At 39.7% G+C, this 21,316-nt stretch carries 6 protein-coding genes; 4 read left to right on the top strand and 2 right to left on the bottom strand.

Features of this window, described 5'->3' with window-relative positions:
- The first annotated feature begins 240 nt into the window (after window positions 1–240).
- From ILA26_RS03900 to glmM, 4 genes are all read left to right on the top strand, one after another.
- A complete protein-coding gene (locus tag ILA26_RS03900; protein ID WP_292894261.1) occupies window positions 241–936 on the top strand; it encodes a TIGR00297 family protein in 696 nt (231 codons plus the stop codon).
- 272 nt (window positions 937–1,208) lie between these two features.
- Window positions 1,209–17,180: an Ig-like domain repeat protein gene (locus tag ILA26_RS03905; RefSeq protein WP_292894263.1), complete on the top strand. Its 15,972-nt coding sequence runs from the start codon at window positions 1,209–1,211 to the stop codon at window positions 17,178–17,180.
- A gap of 296 nt (window positions 17,181–17,476) precedes the next feature.
- A complete protein-coding gene (locus tag ILA26_RS03910) occupies window positions 17,477–18,715 on the top strand; it encodes a 2,3-bisphosphoglycerate-independent phosphoglycerate mutase (RefSeq protein WP_292894265.1) in 1,239 nt (412 codons plus the stop codon).
- Window positions 18,716–18,723: 8 nt separating this feature from the next.
- Window positions 18,724–20,061: a phosphoglucosamine mutase gene (gene glmM / locus ILA26_RS03915; RefSeq protein ID WP_292894267.1), complete on the top strand. Its 1,338-nt coding sequence runs from the start codon at window positions 18,724–18,726 to the stop codon at window positions 20,059–20,061.
- Between the two features lie 92 nt (window positions 20,062–20,153).
- Here glmM and ILA26_RS03920 read toward each other — a convergent pair whose 3' ends face one another.
- Together ILA26_RS03920 and ILA26_RS03925 are read right to left on the bottom strand one after the other, a co-directional pair.
- Window positions 20,154–20,873: a DUF4012 domain-containing protein gene (locus tag ILA26_RS03920; RefSeq protein WP_292894269.1), complete on the bottom strand. Its 720-nt coding sequence runs from the start codon at window positions 20,871–20,873 to the stop codon at window positions 20,154–20,156.
- A gap of 151 nt (window positions 20,874–21,024) precedes the next feature.
- Window positions 21,025–21,192, bottom strand: a complete 168-nt coding sequence (locus tag ILA26_RS03925; protein WP_292894271.1) for a rubredoxin — start codon at window positions 21,190–21,192, stop codon at window positions 21,025–21,027.
- Window positions 21,193–21,316: the final 124 nt, after the last annotated feature.

Here is a 21,316-nt window from a genome sequence, read left to right on the forward strand (position 1 = left end):
TTTCTTTTTTTATGGGCACATGTAGATGCAGTGCCTCATTTTAGTATTTTTATCACATTAATTAAATTTTGCTTTATTTTTCACAATATTATTTGACACACTTTATGTACAACTGTAATAATTATCGTTCACTTTTTCAAGGATATTGCATGAAAATTCTGTTCGATATTTCGTTTAAGTAAATCTTTTTATATCATCTTGACCAAAGTATAATATATATAAGGAGTTGTAGTGATTTAGATGAAGGCACTGATGATAAACTGGGCTTATGTAATAATCTTATTTATTCTAGGTTTCATAACCTACAGGAGAAAATCACTCGACTTTTTCGGCTCAGCGGTCATGATTGTCATGGGTGTCGTCATAATATTCTCAGCCGGTCCGCACTGGCTATTGCTGATTATACTGTTTCTCGTATTGTCTCTTCTTGCTACAAAATACTCCAAGAAGTACAAGATGTCTCTTGGTGAGTTTGAGGGAAGAAGAACATCCAAAAACGTTATCTCAAACGGTGTTGTCGCATGTTTCATGGCAGCATTTGGAGGGTATTACCTGCCGTTCGTCGGAGGATTCATCGGTGCGATTGCAACAGCAATGACTGACACACTCGCTTCCGAGATTGGAGTGCTGGATCCACATCCAAGACTCATCACAACCCTGCAGAAAGTCGATCCGGGTACAAACGGTGCTGTTTCACCGTTGGGAACTGGAGTGGGAATGCTTGGGGCAGCCATTATTGGTATTGCCGCATATCTTTTGGGGATTGTTGAAAATCCATTGTCTGCAATAATCGTTTCAGTGGTGTCAGGTACAGTGGGTTGCTTTGCCGACAGTATCCTTGGGGCACTCTTTGAAAACCGTCATATCATCACAAATGAACATGTTAACCTAATAGCGACAATAGTTGGGGCAGTTGTCGGAATATTATTAATTTAGTTAACAACTTTATTGATAATTAAGATAAAATTGAACATTTTTTTAATTTTCTTATTCTAAAATTTGACATATTCTATTTTTTTTCTTTAAAATCGCCTTATTTTTCTATTAAACTGTACACATTTTTGAAAAAATTTTGAATAAAATATTTACATTACTAACAATATTTATATACTTTCATAAAAATAAATAAAAATGCTCTAAATAATTCCATAAGTAATGGAAAAATGAGTAAAGTTTATAACTTAATAAAAATCGATTTGGCGATTTATATGCGAATAAAAACTGAAATTTTACTAATAATTGCCATAATATTCGTGGCAATGATTGGAGGTGTGTCAGCTGCTGACGACAATCAAACCAGTGACGTTGTAAGCGTTGCGGATGATAGTCCAACAGTTGATACCAAGACAAACGATACTGTCGGCGTTACGACAGTGAAAGATGAATCTTCGATAGAAGAAGAGGATTCTGTAATTGAAGAAGAAACGATAGCTGAAACGGAAAATGATAAGGGTTCTGTTTTGGCTGCAAGTTCAAAAGATGATGATGTGTTAGGTGTTCCTGCAGATCAGGAAGTTTTAGGTGCTACACTTAAGGATTTACAAACTTTAATTAATGGAAATGGTAACACTAAAACATTAACTCAAGATTATGTTGTGGGTACTAACACTGCAGATTATCAAAGGGTAACAATAAACAAAAATTTACAAATTAACGGTAATGGGCATCGCATTGATGCAAATGGTCGTGGAGCTATTTTCTACATTACTGGAAATAGGCAGATTATATTTAATAATTTGATAATTGCTAATGCTGGTACTGGTCAGAATGATGGTGGAGCAATATACTGTACAGGTACATGTACCATGACATTTACTAACTGTCAATTTATTAACAACAGGCGTAATGGTAATGGTGGAGTATTGTATTCTGATTATGGAGGTACTTTTTCTTTCACAGATTGTACTTTCATTGGCAACTCTGCAACCGGTAATGGTGGAGCAATACATGAGGATTATACTGGTTCATATACATTTACACGATGTACTTTTGATGGAAATGTAGCATCAAGAGGGTCCGCTTTTGATTCAAGTTCATCATATTATACTAATTCATTTACAATGAATGACTGTAAAGTTTATAATAATGCCGCTAGCTCTCAAGCAGCACTCTACTTAGTTGCAAATACAGTCAGAATTATTGATACAGATTTTGAAAACAATACCGGATACAGTGATGGTGGAGCTATTCATGTTCAAGCAGCTAATAATCCATTATATGTTACTGGATGTACTTTTACTAACAACCAGGCAACAAGTACCGCTGAAGATAGTGAAGGTAGAGGTGGAGCCCTTAGGATTAGTTCAGTTTCCACTCTTAACTTAGATGATTGTACATTTAATGGAAATAGTGCAATGTATGGTGGAGCATTATATGCTCCATATGTAGCAAGCGAATCATCCAGGATTACCAATTGTAATTTTAATAATAATGTAGGATCTTCAAATGGTGGAGCTATATATTGGAATGCAAATGGAACTACTTTCTATAATAACAAATTCAATGGAAACAAAGCTGATAACGGTGCAGGTTTATTTTTAGCTTATGCTGTTCACAATACTGTAATTGATGATTGTACATTCAATGACAATCAAGCAATGAATGAAGGTGGAGCAATCATGGGAATCTATAATGAGAACAATGTTCAAGTAACTGATTCCTATTTCAATAGAAATGTTGCAATCAATGGTGGTGCAATCGCCCTTGGTCAAAACTCAAATGATTTCACTTTAGACAACTGTCAATTCAACGGTAACCATGCATCAGGATATGGTGGTTGTGTTTACTTTGAAAGTGATGGTGAACATATAGACATCACTAACTCTCACTTTGATGATAACTTCGCTTCATCAGGGGGTGCAATTCACTTGTTCTCATCACTCATGGATGACTCTTATAAGGATGTTAATGTTATTAAATGTACTTTCCATGACAACAACTGTACTTCCCCTGACGCTCGTTATGGTGGTAGTGCAATAGGTCTTAACTGGGCTAATGATGTAACAATTAGCCAATGTACTTTTGACTTGAACCATGCAAGTTCCAACGGTGCGGTCATGGTGGATTACTGTTATGATGTAAATGTGGACAACTGTGACTTTATAAACAACTATGCTGGAAGGTTTGGTGGAGCATTCTATGCTTACCATGCTGTTGGTGATGCTGATGTAACATTTACAAAATGTACTTTTGACAACAACACTGCTGCAAGATCAGGTGGTGCTATTTCAACAACACTTTTCAGTGTAAACTATGAGAACTTAGGAAACGTGTACAAAAATTGGCAAATCACTGACTGTGACTTCACAAACAACAAAGGTGTTTTATCCGCTGGTGCATTATACCTCCCATGGACAACAGGTCTTGTAATCAACAACATTCCATTTGACAATAACACTGCAGGTTCATACGGTGCAATGTACTGGAGTGGTGACTCATTGAACATTCATGATGTCAACTTCACAAACAATGATGCTAAAGAAGGTGACTGTGGTGCATTATACATTGGTGTAGGAACAGGCACTGCAGGTGCACATACTGTAATAAATAATGTATTATTTGAAAACAACACTGCTTACAGCAATGGTGGAGCATTGTCTGGTGCAGCTTCAAACGTGGACATTACAAATGACAAATTCAAAAACAACTCCGCTTGGTATGGTGGTGCAATCTACTGGAACGGTGGAGCTAATGTAAACATTGACAAGAACGAATTCATAGCAAACAGTGCTAACAGCGCAGGTGCTGTTGACATCTACGGAACCAAGAACACAAACATTCACAATTCAGTGTTCGTAAACAACACAGCTACAAATCAGGCAGGTGCTGTATGGTTCAACAGTGAAGGCGGAAGCATCTACTCATGTGACTTCACAAACAACAAGGCAGGCTCAAACGCTGGAGCAATCATATTGGATTCAACCAGTCAAACAATCAGGGACTGTAAATTCGACAAGAACGTTGCCGGAGGAAAAGGTGGTGCAGTATATGACACCGGTTCCGGTGCGGACAACAGTATTTTCATTCGTGACTCAACATTCACAGAAAACGAGGCTTACGATGGTGCTGGAGTATATATTACTGACGGAAGGGTTACTCAAATATACAATGGTACATTCATTGACAACATCGCTTCACACAACGGTGGTGGAGCATATGTAATGGTTGACTCAATCCCTTATGTTGACTATGACTTATTCAAACACACTGGTATCTATGAGGAATCAACCGAAAGAATCAACTGGAACGTAGGAAGCAGAAACGTAATCTACTCCTCACTATTTGAGAACAACAACATCGACTACTACATGAACGTGTCAGCTGTCGTATCAGGTCTTACTGCAGTTATCACTGTAACTGTACCTGTTGACGCAAACAAGTCAAAAGGTGGTAAAGTTGTATTTGACATCACATACACCAACCAGACCGGTTCCTACAAGACCCAATACGTATTGGACAACTTCGATGACAATCCTGGAACAATCACTTTGAACCTTCCAAGTTCAGAGGTTGGTCACTATGATGTTATTGTACAATTCTCAGAACAGACTTACTTAATGAAACAGTTCAATGTATCCTATAACGTAACTGACCCAAGAGGGGACTTTGAAATCTTACAAGGTTTAATTAATGACGCAATCGCCAACCATTTCGCTGAATTAGATTTAACTAGAAGTTACACTTTCACTCCAGGTAATGAAACAAATCCTTTGGATTTCAACGTATATGACATTGAAATTAACGCTCCGTTAATAATCAACGGTCATGGATGGACAATCAACGCATTAGGATACTGCAGAATCTTTGCCGTTAACGGCGCTAATGTGGTATTAAATGATCTCAAGATAATAAACGGTGCTAACGCAACCGACGGTGGTGCAATCTACTGGGCTGGAAGCAACGGTACTGTCAGACACACTGAATTTACAAACAACACTGCAACCCATGACGGTGGTGCAATCTACTTCGCACCAACAGCTGCGGATTCACAAGTGCTCAACTGTACATTCGAGGACAACACAGCAGGCGAAGACGGTGGAGCTATCGACTGGAACGCAACAAGAGGTGTTCTCAACGATTCCGAATTTATAAACAATGCTGCTGGCAGTTACGGTGGAGCATTATGCCGTGAAGTCAACGCTGATGGAGGATATGGTAACAACAACGTGTTCATCAACAACACTGCTGGTGAGGTCGGTGGTGCAATCGCTTGGATGAAATCCGAAAGTATCACAATCAACAATTACGACTTCATCAACAACACTGCAGGATACAGCGGTGGAGCAATCTACGTAGGTGAAGGCAGTGGAAACTGTGTAGTGAAAAACTCATACTTCGAGGCAAATGAGGTTACCGGAGAACCTGGTCACGGTGGAGCTATCGAATGGTATTCAAAAGAGGGTACAATCGACAACTCCGAATTCGTAAACAACAAGGCATATAAAGGTGGTGCAGTATTTGTAGGTCAGGTTGCTGGTGACATCAACATCACAAACTCTGTATTTACAAACAACACCGCATTGACTCATGGTGGGGCAATTGACGCAAACGCATCCTCTGTAATAATGGAACACTCAGAGTTCTACAACAACACTGCAGAATACGGTGGAGCATTATATGTTGGAGGTGCAGGTGAACACAACTCCGTAGGATATTGTCTTTTCATCGGAAACAACGCAACCGAAAACGGTGGTGCAATCGACTGGGCTGCATCCAACGGTAATGTTTTAGAATCCACATTCGAGTACAACCACGCTAAAAACGGTGGTGCAGTATTCGTAGGTGGTTTGGCTGAAGAGGGAAGCGTAATCAACTCAACATTCAACCACAACTCAGCAGATGAAAAAGGTGGTGCTGTTTGCTGGAACGCAACAATCGGTAGATTAACAGGTTCAACATTCTTCAACAACTCTGCTCAATTAGGTGGTGCAACCTATAGGGGTGCAAACTCAACCGGTGGATTTGGATACGACAACGATTATATTTCAAACCATGCTGAATTGGACGGTGGTGCAATCTACTGGAACGGTGCCGGTGGTAACATTACCTACTCCGAGTTCCACAACAACACTGCAGGCAGAAACGGTGGTGCAGTATATGTAGGTGCTGTCGGAGCAACCGCATACATTACCGATGCATTATTTGTTAACAACGATGCAGGAGGCAACGGTGGTGCTGTTGACTGGGCTGCATCCAACGGACACATATTAAGATCCACTTTTGAGTACAACGACGCTGTAAACGGTGGTGCAGTATTCATCGGTGGTTCAGCAGAAGGTGGAAGTGTAATCAACTCAACTTTCAATCACAACACTGCAAAAGAAAAAGGTGGAGCTATTGACTGGAACTCTACAATTGGTAGATTGTCAGGTTCAACATTCTTCAACAACTCTGCTCAATTAGGTGGTGCAACCTACAGAGGTGCAAACTCAACCGGTGGATTCGGATACGACAACGTTTATATTTCCAACAAGGCTGAGTTAGACGGTGGTGCTATCTACTGGAACGGTGCTGGTGGTAACATTACCGACTCCGAGTTCCACGACAACATTGCTGGTAGAAACGGTGGTGGTGTTTATGTTGGTGCTGTCGGTGCAACCGCTTACATTACCGATGCATTATTTGACAACAACACAGCCGGTGAAAACGGTGGTGCTGTTGACTGGGCTGCATCCAACGGACACATATTAAGATCAACATTCGAGTACAACAATGCTAACAATGGTGGTGCTGTATACGTCGGAGGTTCAGCTGACAGTGGAAGTGTAATTAACTCAACATTCAATTACAACCATGCTGAAGAGAACGGTGGTGCAATCGACTGGAATGCCGCTGGTGGAAACATAACCAATTCACAATTCACAGAAAACACTGCTGGAAACGGTGGTGCAGTATACGTAGGTGCAGAAGGTGCAACCACATACATTACCGATGCAAAATTCGAAAGAAACAAAGCTGACTTAAACGGTGGTGCTGTTGACTGGGCTGCATCCAACGGACACATATTGACATCAGAGTTCAACTACAATGAAGCTGTAAACAACGGTGGTGCTGTATTCATTGGTGGTTCTTCAGGAAACGGTACAATCATCAACTCCACATTCAACTACAACCATGCTGGAGAAAACGGTGGAGCTATTGACTGGAACTCAACTATTGGTAAATTAATCGGTTCAAACTTCACATTCAACTCCGCAAAATACGGTGGTGCAACATTCAGAGGTGCTAACGCAACCGGTGGTTACGGATACAACAACAGATACATTTCAAACTACGCTGAAATCAACGGTGGTGCTATTGACTGGAATGCAACTGGTGGAAACATTACACATTCCTACTTCTACAACAACACTGCTGGTGAAAACGGTGGAGCATTGTTCGTAGGAACTCACGGAGCTACCGCTTACATTACAGATGCTCAATTTGAAAGCAACAAGGCAGGAAACCGTGGTGGAGCTATTGATATCTACGCATCAAACACACACATAATCAATTCAAACTTCACAACCAACAAAGCAGACTACGGTGGTGCTGTATTTGCAGGACACAACGCTGAAGTGAGTGAAATAACCAATTCAACATTCATAAGCAACACTGCAACATACAACGGTGGTGCTGTTGACTGGAACGCTTCATCAGGTAAAATTACAGACTCCAATTTCGAGCAGAACACTGCTGACTATGGTGGTGCTGTGTTTGTAGGAGCAAGTACCAACGATGGATATGTGAAAGGATCCAACTTCACATACAACGTTGCAAAGACTCGTGGTGGAGCTATCGACTGGAACGCTTCAAACGGACATGTGAACGATTCAATATTTGTAGGAAACCAAGCTGTTGACGGTGGTGCAATCTATGTAGGTTCAGGCGCTTCAAACGGACACGTATACAACTCAACATTCATCTCAAACAGAGCTGATGACAAGAAAGGTAAAGGTGGAGCAATACTCTTCCACACCGTGGACCAAGTCTACGTTGGCATGTCCAACTTCACAGACAACACAGCTGACCATGCAGGAGCAATCTACATTGATGAATGTAACAGTGCAGTGATAGAGACTTCGGACTTCACAGCCAACTCCGCTAACAATGACGGTGCAATCCACTGGCAAGGTAAAAACGGAACATTAAGAGACTCAACATTCACAGAAAACTCCGCTACCCAAGATGCTGGTGCAATCGGATGGAAAGGTGTTGAAAGTGACATCTATAATGTGACATTCTCCAAAAACACTGCTGGCGGAAAAGGTGGTGCAGTCTACTGGGTAAATGTGACTGATGATAACATATACAATGTGACATTCACCGAAAACCAGGCATTTAAAGGTGGTGCAGTATACTGGGATTCCGGAAACGGTACAATATATAATGCAACATTCAAATCCAACGTAGCGTTCGAGGAAGGTGGAGCAGTTTACATCAATGGCCTTTCAGGAAACGCTTTGACAAATGCAACATTCACATCAAACAGGGCTACCGGATACTTCAACCCAGAAGGAATTGAATACGGTGACGGTGGTGCATTATACATTACCGATTCCGACAACATGGAATTGAACGACTTGAAATTCGACAAGAACGCTGCTGCATTGAGCGGTGGTGCAATCTATGTTAACAACACTGACGATTCAGAGTTATACGGATTGACATTCAACGACAACAGTGCAAACAAGGTTGGAGGAACAATCTACTGGACTTCATCAAGCAATGATACAATCCATGACATATCCATCAATAAGAGTACCGCTCACGATGAAGGAGGAGCAATCTACCTTACCGATATGGAAGCTACCTTGGAAGACATTAAAATTGATCAGTCCACTGCAAGCTATGCTTCAGCAGGAGCGATTTATGCAAACGGTAACATTACAATAAACAATGCTACATTGACCAACTTCAAGTCATTGAATGATGTCGCATCAGCAATACTCTTTGATGGAGGAAACTCAACTATTGCAAACTCCACATTGACAGGAAACAATGCAATTGTTATCAATGAGGACACTACAGTTCATGTGATTAAAAACACAATCAACGACAACCCGGCTGATGGATACGCAGTCTTGAACGGAGGTACATTATACCTTGAGAAAAACGATTTCGATGATGTAATCATCAATGCAGGTGTAATCAAGACCCAAACCTACACTGTCGTTTTAGGAAATAAAACTGTAAATGTGACTAAAGGTGATGTTGTAACCTTGAATGCAACAATCGTGGATGACACTAAGAACAACGACATCGTTGTAGTCGAGTCATTCTACTTCCATGATCTTACAACCGGTGCAACTATACCTTCAACATACACTGGCAGGGCAAACTATGGAACATATGTGGCTGAGGAACAAGGAAAATATATTATTTCCTCAGAGGATGTAGGATTGACAAACAACACAATCCTCACTGGTACATTAGTCGTTAAGGCATCTAACAATATTGAGTTCAACATTACTAAAATCAATGAAGGGGAAAACGTAACAATCAAGGTAGAATTATTGCCACCTGACAACAACTTCCCATACCAAGGAAACATCTCATTGACTGTTGACGGCAAACCGTACAATGTTGAAATCATAAACGGAACAGGTACATTAACATTGACCAACCTCTCCGCAGGAACCTACAAGGTAACTGCAGCATATGTAGGTGACGAGTTCCACAACAATGCAACAAATACTACATACTTCATTGTGAACTTGCGTGAGACCCTAATCAACATTACAGTTAATAATATATTATATGGTCAAAACGCAACTGCGGTTGTAACCACAAACGCAAACGGAACCGTAAGAATATTGATCAACGGTAACAGGGTAGTTGAAATCATAAACGGAACTGCTACATTGAATATCACTGGCCTTGCTCCAGGTAAATATTCAGCTACTGTAATATACCCTGGAAACGACTATTTCAAAATGAACTATAATGAAACAAGCTTTGAAGTGTACAAGAACAATGCTGTAATCGATTCAATCGAATTTGCAAGGGTTGTTCCTGTAGGTACTGAAAACACAATCACTGTGACCATGGGCAATGTGACAAGCGGAACCATTACAATTGAAGTGAATGGAGTCAACTACACTGCCCCAATCGTGAATAAGGTTGCCAAATTGAATGTGACCTTGCCTGTAGGCAAAGATTATGCAGTAAACGCATACTTCCTAGGTGACAATTACTTCAACGCAACCAACAAGACCGGTGGAACATTCGAAGTGACTGACAAAAACGTTACTGTAATCAACATCAGCTCAATCAATGTGATTGAAGTCGACGGCAGATTGGTAATCAACTTCACAACCAACACAACTGCCCCATTGAATGTAACAATCAATGGAAAACCAGTGACTGTCGTTGATAATTCAGTTGTTGCAGACACAAGTGCTGTTGGAACTTACATGCTTGTGGTAACATCTCCTGAAAACGCATATTACTCTTCAGGTTACAATTCCACAATGTACACAGTAATCAAGCACAACTCAACTGTAAACATAACTGTCGATCCAGTGCATTACGTTGGAGATGCATTCACAATAATCATTGGCAACAACACCAATGTTACCGTAACAATCAACGGTAGACCTTATGCTGTTGGCGCTGACGGTAAAGTGGTCATCGACACTACCAAATTGGCAGCTGGAGACTACATTGTAAGTGCAGTAATCGCTGAAAATGATAAATACTATGGTAACAGCACTGAAGCCACATTCGACATTATCAAATACAATGCTACAATCGACTCTGTGGTTGTTACTCCTACTGTTGAAGTCGGACAAAACCTCACAGTTACTGTAACAATGGGCAATGTGACTTCCGGAAATGTTTTAATGGAATTATACGGTAACAACTACACTGTACCGATTGTAAACAGTGTCGCTACTATTAATGTAACCGCTACTAAAATCGGTAACGACTTCGGTGTGACTGCATACTTCCTTGGAGACGACAAATACAACGCTACCAGCAAGGCTGGAAACACATTCAACGTAACCGGTAAATACCCAACTGTTATTATAATCAATGTTACTAGCGTAGTTGAAGTTGATGACTTGTTAATAGTCAACATCACAACAAACACTACTGCTCCATTGATCGTTGAAGTGAACGGAAACCCAGTAACAGTGAACAGCACAGGTCAATTCATTGCAGACACAAGCGTTGCAGGAACATACACTATAACAGCAAGAACCGATGAAGGTGATTTATACTACGGTGGATTCAACTCCACAACATTCAACGTAATCAAGCACAACTCAACTGTCAATGTGACTGTTGACCCAGTGCACTTTGTTGAAGACGTATTCACAATCAACGTAACCAACAACACTGCTGTTGTCGTAACAATCAACGGTAATGTCTACGATGTCAAAGCTGATGGAACAGTTAACATTGATACAACCAAATTGGCTGCTGGAGAATACATTGTAACAGCAACAATCGCTGAAAATGATAAATATTATGGTAACAGTTCAACTGCAAAATTCAATGTTGTAAAATACAATGCTGAAATTATCTCAGTCGTTGCAAGTCCTTCAATTGCTCCTCACGGTCAAAACACTACCTTAACAGTAACAATGGGTAATGTGACTGATGGAATGATCACTATTGAAGTGAACGGTACAAATTACACCGCTCCAATAGTCTCAGGTGTAGCTACCTTGAACATAAGCTTGCCAATCGGCAAATACGCTAACGTAACTGCATACTTCCTTGGAGACTACAAGTACAATGCAACAAACAAGACTGGAAACGCATTTGAAGTTACCGACAAGAACATTACTGTAATCACAATTGATGTTGAAAGCGTTGTTGTGGTTGACGATGAAGTGATTGTAACATTAAATACAAACACTACAGCTCCATTGAATGTGACTGTTAACGGTAAGCCAGTAACTTTAGTGGACAATAAGTTCACTGCTGACACTTCCGCTGCTGGAACATACACTATTGTTGCCAGAGCTGATGAAAATGAGTTCTACACAAGTGGATTCAATTCAACAACATTCACTGTAATCAAGTACAACTCTACTGTTGACATTGCTGTTGACCCAGTGCATTATGTGAACGACACTTTCACAATTATTGTAACCAGCAATACCACTGTTAATGTAACCATTAACGGTAAATCATACACTGTTGGTGCTGACGGTAAAGTTAACATTGACACTGCAGCTTTAGCAGCTGGTGATTATGTAATCAATGCTGTCGTGGCTGAAAATGATAAATACTATGGAAACTCTTCAAATGCAACATTCACTATAGTGAAATACAATGCTGAAATCGCATCTGTGGTTGCAACCCCTGTTGTTGCTGTAGGCCAAAACACTACAATAACTGTGACTATGGCTAATGTGACAAGCGGAACAATCACAATTGAAGTAAACGGCGTAAACTACACAGCAACAATCAATAACAAGATTGCTGTGTTGAATGTAACCTTGCCTGTGGGCAAAGACTATCCTGTAACTGCATACTTCCTAGGTGATTACAAGTACAATGCAACCAGCAAAGCAGGAAACACATTTGAAGTAACCGACAAGAACGTTACAATAATAACTATTGATGTTGAAAGCGTTGTTGTGGTTGACGATGAAGTTATCGTTACAATTACCACAAACACTACTGCTCCATTGAACGTGACTGTAAACGGCAAACAAGTAACCTTAAACAGCACTGGACAATTTGTAGCAGACACCAGTGTTGCCGGAAATTACAACATTGTTGCCAGAGCTGATGAAAACGAGTTCTACTCAAACGGATTCAATTCAACAACATTCACTGTAATCAAAAATAATTCAACAGTCAACATCACTGTTGATTCAGTGCATTACGTTGAAGATGACTTCACAATCACAATCAGCAACAATACAAATGTAACCGTAACTATCAACGGTAAGACCTATGCAGTCAAAGCTGACGGTACAGTTGACATTGACACAACCGCATTAGACGCAGGAGAATACATTGTAATCGCAACTATTGCAGAAAACGATAAGTATTATGGAAACACTTCAACTGCAACATTCAACATTGTCAAGTACAATGCTACAATCGAATCAGTTGTTGCAACCCCTACCACTGAAATCGGTCAAAACATTACAATTACCGTAACAATGGGCAATGTGACTGACGGAACAGTGCTGGTAGAAGTATACGGACACAATTACACAGTCCCAATAACCTCAGGTGTAGCTAAACTCAATGTTACAGCAACAGTCATTGGTGACAACTTCCCTGTAACTGCATACTTCTTAGGTGATAACAAGTACAATGCAACCAGCAAAGCTGGAAACACCTTCAATGTAACCGGTAAATACACTACCGTAATCACAATTGATGTTGAAAGCGTTGTTGTGGTTGATGATGAAGTGATTGTAACAGTAACCACAAACACTACTGCTCCATTGAACGTGACTGTAAACGGCAAACAAGTAACCTTAAACAGCACAGGACAATTTGTAGCAGACACAAGTGCTGCCGGAACATACACAATCACAGCAAAAACAGAGGAAAGTGAATTCTACTATGGTGCAGTCAACTCAACAACATACACTGTAATCAAGCACAACTCTACTGTTGACATTGCTGTGGATCCAGTGCATTATGTGAACGACACTTTCACAATCACTGTAACCAGCAATACCACTGTTAATGTAACAATTAACGGTAAAGTCTACACTGTTGGTGCTGACGGTAAGGTTGACATTGATACAGCAACTTTACCTGCTGGCGAATACATTGTAAATGCTGTTGTGACTGAAAGCGACAAGTATTATGGTAACTCCTCAACTGCAACATTCAACATTGTAAAATACAATGCTGAAATCATCTCAGTTGTTGCAGCTCCAACAATCGGTCCTGTAGGTCAAAACACTACTTTCACAGTGACAATGGGCAACGTAACCACTGGAACTGTTAAAATCGAAGTAAATGGTGTTAACTACACTGTACCAATCGTTGACGGTGTGGCTACATTGAATGTAACAATGCCTCTCGGCAAGTACGATAATGTATCTGCTTACTTCCTAGGAGATTACAAGTACAATGCAACCAACAAGACCGGAAATGCATTTGAAGTTACCGACAAGAACATTACATTTATCACAATCGATGTAGAAAGCGTTGTTGTGGTTGACGATGAATTGATTGTAACACTCAATACCAACACTACAGCTCCATTGAACGTGACTGTAAACGGCAAACCAGTAACTCTCGTGGACAACAAGTTCACTGCTGACACTTCCGTAGCTGGAACATACACTATTGTTGCAAAAGCAGATGAAAACGAGTTCTACTCAAATGGATTCAATTCAACAACATTCACTGTAATCAAGCACAACTCTACTGTTGACATTGCTGTTGACCCAACACACTATGTTGGAGATGACTTCACAATCATTGTGACAAGCAACACTACAGTTACAGTTGCTATCAACGGTAAATCATGCACTATTGATGCTGACGGTAAAGTGATTATTAACACTACCGCTCTTGATGCAGGAGAATACATCGTGACCGCAACAGTCACTGAAAACGACAAGTACTATGGAAACACTACAACAAAAACATTCAACATTGTTAAAGTGGCATCCAAAGTCAATGTGACTGCTGAAAACATCGTATACGGTAACGAATCCGAAATCACAGTTAAAGTTCCAGTCCAACAAACAGGATACGTGACAATAACTGTCAACAACAAGAACTACACTGAAGTGATTACTAACGGCGAAGCTAAATTCACAATTCCAAACCTTAACGTTGGAACATACACTGTGAATGTAACATACTTAGGAGACAACACATACAACTCCTCAACAAATACTACAAGCTTCAATGTGACAAAAGCTGAATTGACTGCAACCGTTGAAGGTAAAAACATTACAGTAGATGAAAACTCAACATTCATCGTAAATGTTGATCCAAACTTCAAAGGAAACGTTTCAATCACTGTCGATGGCGTAACTTATGACGGATCAGTAAAATCCTTAATTGAAATGGACAAACTCACTGCTGGTGATAAGACCGCTACCGTAAGGTTCTACGGTGACGACAACTTCAATGAAACAACCATGGATGTCAACTTCAAAGTATCCAAACTCGATACAAACATGAGGGTAATTGACAACGGTAATGGAACCGTAATGGTTATTGTTCCTGACAATGCAACAGGTAATGTGACAGTCAAACTCGGTGATAAGACATACAACGCAACTATTGTGAACGGAACCGCTATTGTGAACATGGATGATGTTCCATCCGGCAAATACAATGTGACCGTAAGCTACCCTGGAGATGACAGGTACAACAATGCTACAGTTAACGCAAGCATTGAAATCAAACCTAAAGAAACTCCAATAAGCGTCAACGTAACCAACATCAAGGTTGGAGATGTTGAAACAATCATTGTAAGCGTGCCAAGCGATGCAACAGGAAACATAACAATTTCAATTGACGGTAAACCATACACAGCAGCTATTGTGAACGGCAATGCAACATTCACAATTTCCGACTTGACTGCCGGAAACAAGACAGTTGCAGTTAACTACCTTGGAGACACCAAGTACGGTGCTAACTTCACTTCCGCACAATTCACAGTATCCAAACGTGAATCATACGTGAACGTGGATGTTGAAGCAACCAACGTAGGAAGCCCAGTAACAATCAGTGTGGAAATCCCTGAAAACGCAACAGGAATTGTCATTGTAAATGTTGACGGAACAAACTACACAGTACAAACAGTCAATGGTAAAGGATCCCTTGCAATAACTGGTGTTGGAAACACAACTCACACAGTTAAAGTGACCTATCTCGGTGATGACCAATACTTCAACAGCACAAACAGCACAACATACGGTCTCAAAAAGCTCGCTTCAGAAGTGACAGTTAAAGTTGACAATATCTATGCTGGCGAAACTGCTGTATTGGAAATTACAGTAACAGATGGTGCAACAGGAAACGTAACCATTAAGATTGGTGACGAGTATCAAGACACAGTTGGTGTAACAAGTGGAAAAATCACTGTAAACGTTCCAGGATTAACTGCTGGAGACAAGACAGTTGAAGTCACATACAACGGTGACGACAAGTACTTGCCAAGTGAAAACTCCACAACATTTGAAGTGGGAATCAAGGATGCGGTAATACTCACTAACGACGTTGTCGCATACTATAATGAAACCACATTCACAGCAAGACTAGCTGACACTGACAACAACCCAATTGCTGGCGAAACAATTGTATTTAAAGTCAATGGCCAAACCTACACTGCAGTAACTGACGAATACGGTAACGCTAATGTGACATTCGAATTACCGTTAGGAAAATACACAATCGAGTCAAGTTACACAGATCCGAAAGGCAAGGTCATTAACGCAACAAATACAATCACAATGTCCACTTCAATCAGGGCTTCTGACATGACCAGAGGTTGGAACAGTCCATACGACTACTATGCAGTATTCCTTGACGGAGACGGACACGTGCTTGTCAACAAGGAAGTTTCATTCGTCATAAATGGTAAAACATATGATGTGGTAACAGATGCAAAAGGTATTGCATATTTAAACACTAAACTTGATGTTGGAAAATATGGAGTCACATTAATCAACAAGGTGACTGGTGAGGTTACAAAAAGAAATGCAACCATTGTAAAACGTCTGATTGAAAACAAGGATATTACAATGGACTTCCGTGACGGAACATGGTATACTGTAAAAGTCATCGGTGACGACGGTAAACCTGTAGGTGAAGGCGAGATCATTGATATCTACGTAAACACTATCCACTACGTATGTAAGACAGACAAGGATGGTTACGCAAGACTCTTGATCAACTTGAACCCTAAGACATACACAGTTTCACCTGAATATAAGACCTACAAAGTTTCCAATAAACTTGTGGTTAAACAAACTCTTAAATTAGTCAAAAAGACTGTTAAAGTCAAAAAAGGCAAAAAACTTGTGCTTAAAGCTACACTCAAATGGTCCAACGGAAAAGCCATCAAAGGCAAAAAGATTGTCTTCAAGTTCAAAGGTAAAAAATACTCCGCTAAGACCAATTCCAAAGGTGTCGCTAAAGTGACTATCAAGAAGAGCGTTACCAAGAAACTTAAGAAGGGCAAAAAGTACAAATACTCTGCTCGTTACTACACAAACTATGTGAAAGGAAAAGTGAAAGTTAAATAGGGAAATCAAATTTTCCCTAAATTTTTATTTTTTTATTGATTCATCTATATGTCCTAGATGAAAGTTCTTTTTTTCTACAATTATTTTCAATATAATTAAAAATACAACTCATTATTTTATATAATTAATTGATAACTATCAATTTAATCAAGGTATTTTTCAATTAAATGCAATCAAAATTTTATTCTATTTTTTGATATTATCCGATCACCAATTTGAAATGCATTTTTAAATAAATTATTTTAACTATTAAAAATAAAACTTATAATAGTATAATTTATTAAAGGTGATATTTTATGAAAGGTCTTATTTTAATCATGGATGGTATGGGCGACCGTCCGATTAAGGAACTGGGAAACAAAACTCCCCTGGAAGCTGCCCACACTCCTAATATGGACAAGATGGCTGAAGAAGGAATAACTGGAATAATGGATTCAATCGCACCAGGAATAATTCCTGGAAGTGACACCGCACACTTGTCAATTTTAGGATACGACCCATATGTGGTATACACCGGAAGAGGACCGTTTGAGGCAAACGGTGTGGGTGTTGAAGTCCTTCCGGGTGACATCGCATTCAGATGCAACTTCTCAACAGCTGACGAAAACCTAATCGTTACAGACAGGCGTGCAGGAAGAATCAAGGAAGGAACTGATGAAATTGTTGCGGAATTAAATAAAATGGTTCTTGAAGACTATCCTGACATCAAGATCATATTCAAGGAATCAACCGGACACAGGGCAGTTCTAGTGCTTAGAGGTGAAGGATTGTCTGATAAAGTAAGTGACGCAGACCCTAAGGTGGAAGGAAACAAGCCTAAAGAAGTGAAAGCTCTTGATGACACTCCGGAAGCTGCAAAAACAGCGGACATCCTAAACAAATTGGTTGTAAAAACCTATGAAATGGTCAAAGACCATCCTGTAAACCTAAAAAGAATTGAGGAAGGCCAACCTCCTGCAAACATAGTAATCCCTCGTGGAGCAGGTGAGGTTCCTGTTGTGGAATCCTTAAATGAAAAATATGAAGTCAATTCAGCATGCATTGCAGAAACAGGATTGATAATGGGTATCGGAAGATTTGCAGGAATGGACATTATTGAAATGGAAGACGTAACCGGTGGAATCGACACCAACCTTGACAACATTCGTGACACAATAATCGACCAAGTCAAAAACTCCGACCATGACTTCTTCTTGATAAACATTGACGGTGCCGACGAGGCGGGACATGACGGCCAGACAATGGAGAAAAAGGAATTCATTGAAAAGGTTGATGAAGTGGTAATGAGCGAATTGATAAAGCTTGAAGATGTCTACATCTACTTGACTGCTGACCATTCAACTCCAATTTCAGTGATGAATCACTCAGGTGACCCAGTTCCAGTGCTTATCAGAGGTCCTGAAGTAAGAGTGGATGATGTTTGCGAATTCTCTGAACGTGCCTGCGCAAAAGGAGGTCTCAACAGAATCAGAGGTTCAGATGTAATGAACATCATGATGGACTTAATGAATTATGCTCACAAATTCGGTGCATAGGTGGTTTTATGGTAGCAAAAAAACTATTTGGAACATCAGGAATTAGGGGAAAGATAGGTTCTGAAGTGACTTGTGAATTAGCATTAAATGTAGGTAAATCATTGGCATACTATCTCGGCAATGAAGGTACTGTTGTTTTAGGATATGACACAAGAACTACAAATAAGATGCTTGACCAAGCAATCACCGCAGGTTTGCTTGAAAGCGGTGTTAATGTAGTTAAAATTGGAATGGTTCCAACACCTTTAGTTGGTTATGCTACTGAAAAACTCGATGCCGATGCGGGAATAATGTTGACCGCATCACACAATCCGTCCCAATATAACGGAATAAAGTTATGGAATAAAAACGGTATGGCATACACTTCCGTTCAGGAAGCGGAAATTGAAGATATATACGCTGAAAAGTCATACATTTCAGTAACTTGGGACAAAGTAGGTAAATTAAGTGTTAACGATGAAATCAAGGGTCAATATGTCGATGACCTTGTTGACATGGTTGACATTAAGGAAGGTTTGAAGGTTGTAATTGATTGTGCATCCGGAGCAGGAAGTGAAATATCACCATTAGTATTCAGAAAGGCCTGCTGTGAGGTAACAACATTGAATTCCCAACCTGACGGATTTTTCCCAGGCCGTAACCCAGAACCGAATGCCGAAAACTTACAGACCTTGATGAAGACCGTTGTAGCTATTGGGGCAGACTTGGGTATTGCCCATGATGGTGATGCCGACAGGATGATTACTGTTGATGAAAACGGCGAAATCTCCCCATTCGACTCATTACTCGCATTGATATCAAAAGAGTTCGATGGAGATGTGGTGACCACTGTTGATGCAGGATTATGCATGGACGAGTCAGTCAAAGGTAACGTATTCAGAACTCCTGTAGGGGATGTGAATGTCGCTGAAGTCATAATTGAGAAGAATGCAAGTTTCGGAGGAGAACCTTCAGGAACATGGTTGCACCCTGATTTCTGCATGTGTCCTGACGGAATATTGTCCGGTTTGAGAATGGCGGAACTGGTGTCCAATAAGGGCAAACTGTCTGAACTGCTTGCGGAGATTCCATCTTATCCAAACATCCGTGAAAAAATAACCTGCTCAAAAGAGGCTAAGGTTAAAGTGATGGAAAATATGGAAGAGTTGCTGAAAGACGCTTTTGATGATATTGTTGAGGTAAACTCTCTTGATGGTGTAAGATTGACATTTGCTGATGATAGCTGGGTGTTGGTAAGGCCGTCCGGAACTGAAGACTACATCAGAATAACCTTGGAGTCTCGCGATGAGGCAAGAGCCGAATCTATCAAAGAGACTTGTGTAAAAATAATCAATGAAAACTTATAGAAGATTACCTATCTTCTAATCTTTTTTTTAATACAAAAAATAAATAAAAAAAGTTCTTTAAAGAATATTAGAATTCTTTAAAGAGATTTAAATTAACTCAACGATTCAATTCCTTTTGTAGCTAATAATTTTGTAAATGAACCTTCAGGTTTCATTACAATGTTACCATTGGAATATTCTTTTAATGCTGCTTGAACCATTGTTGCTTTTTTATCTGGTTGAGCTGCAGCTTGTGCCAATGCTTTAACTAATACCATTACAGCATCGGATCTGGACATGTTTCCTGAAACAGCATCATTACCTGCATATCCGTTATATGCATCGTTTTCACGAATGATGTCTGTTGCACTAAGGTTTGTCACTTCACCGTCTACTTTTAATGGACGTATTGAATCAATAATATTGTCTACTCCTTCGTCATAAACGAGAACTACTGCATCTGGGGTCATGTTTGTGTTTGCTTCCACAATTTCTTTTGCATATTGCATACCATCGTCTATTCCGTCATAGAGACAGTCGTGCATGAACATTTTCCCTCCACCAATTGCACTGGATGCAGGTTGGGACGGGTGAGTCATGCCCCCTGGATAAATTGGAGTGTAGTTAGAGAAACTTCCGTTTTCCAAATGGATCATGAAAGCCATGTCCACTCCTCCGTTTGATTGCTCGTATTTATCTGCTGTTAATAATAAGATGTCCTTATTTTCTTGTGAAAGGTCAGGACCTCCGTTTAAAGCACCATAAATTGAAGCTAATAGTCCCACGAGAATAACTAAGAGAATAGCTATTATCAGTTTTTTTCTTCTGTTCATTTTATTTCCCACGCTTATATTTTTAAAAATATGTTAAGTAAATAAAATTACAATATTAGTTTTTAAAATTAAATTATATAAATATTTTTAACAGTTGTCTAGTTGGTTTGAAAAAAAGTCGATTTAAAAAATAAAAAATGAAGAAGATTTCTTATTCTTCTTCTGCGATGAATGCATCAATACCTAATGCTGCACATTCTGGGCAAACCCAATCATCTGGCATGTCTGCAGGAGTTGCTCCAGCAGGAATGTTGTAAGCAGGGTCACCTTTTTCTGAATCGAATCTGTATTCACAGTGTAAACAAACATATATTGTCATTTTATTATCTCCTTTATATTTTTGCGATTAGCATAGCTAATATAATTTGAGTTTATTGATACTATTATTTAAAATTAGTTATTTGATTAGATAAGTTAATTAATAAGTAAGAAGTTAAACATAT

The organism is Methanobrevibacter sp. (assembly GCF_017940815.1).
GTDB lineage: Archaea > Methanobacteriota > Methanobacteria > Methanobacteriales > Methanobacteriaceae > Methanocatella.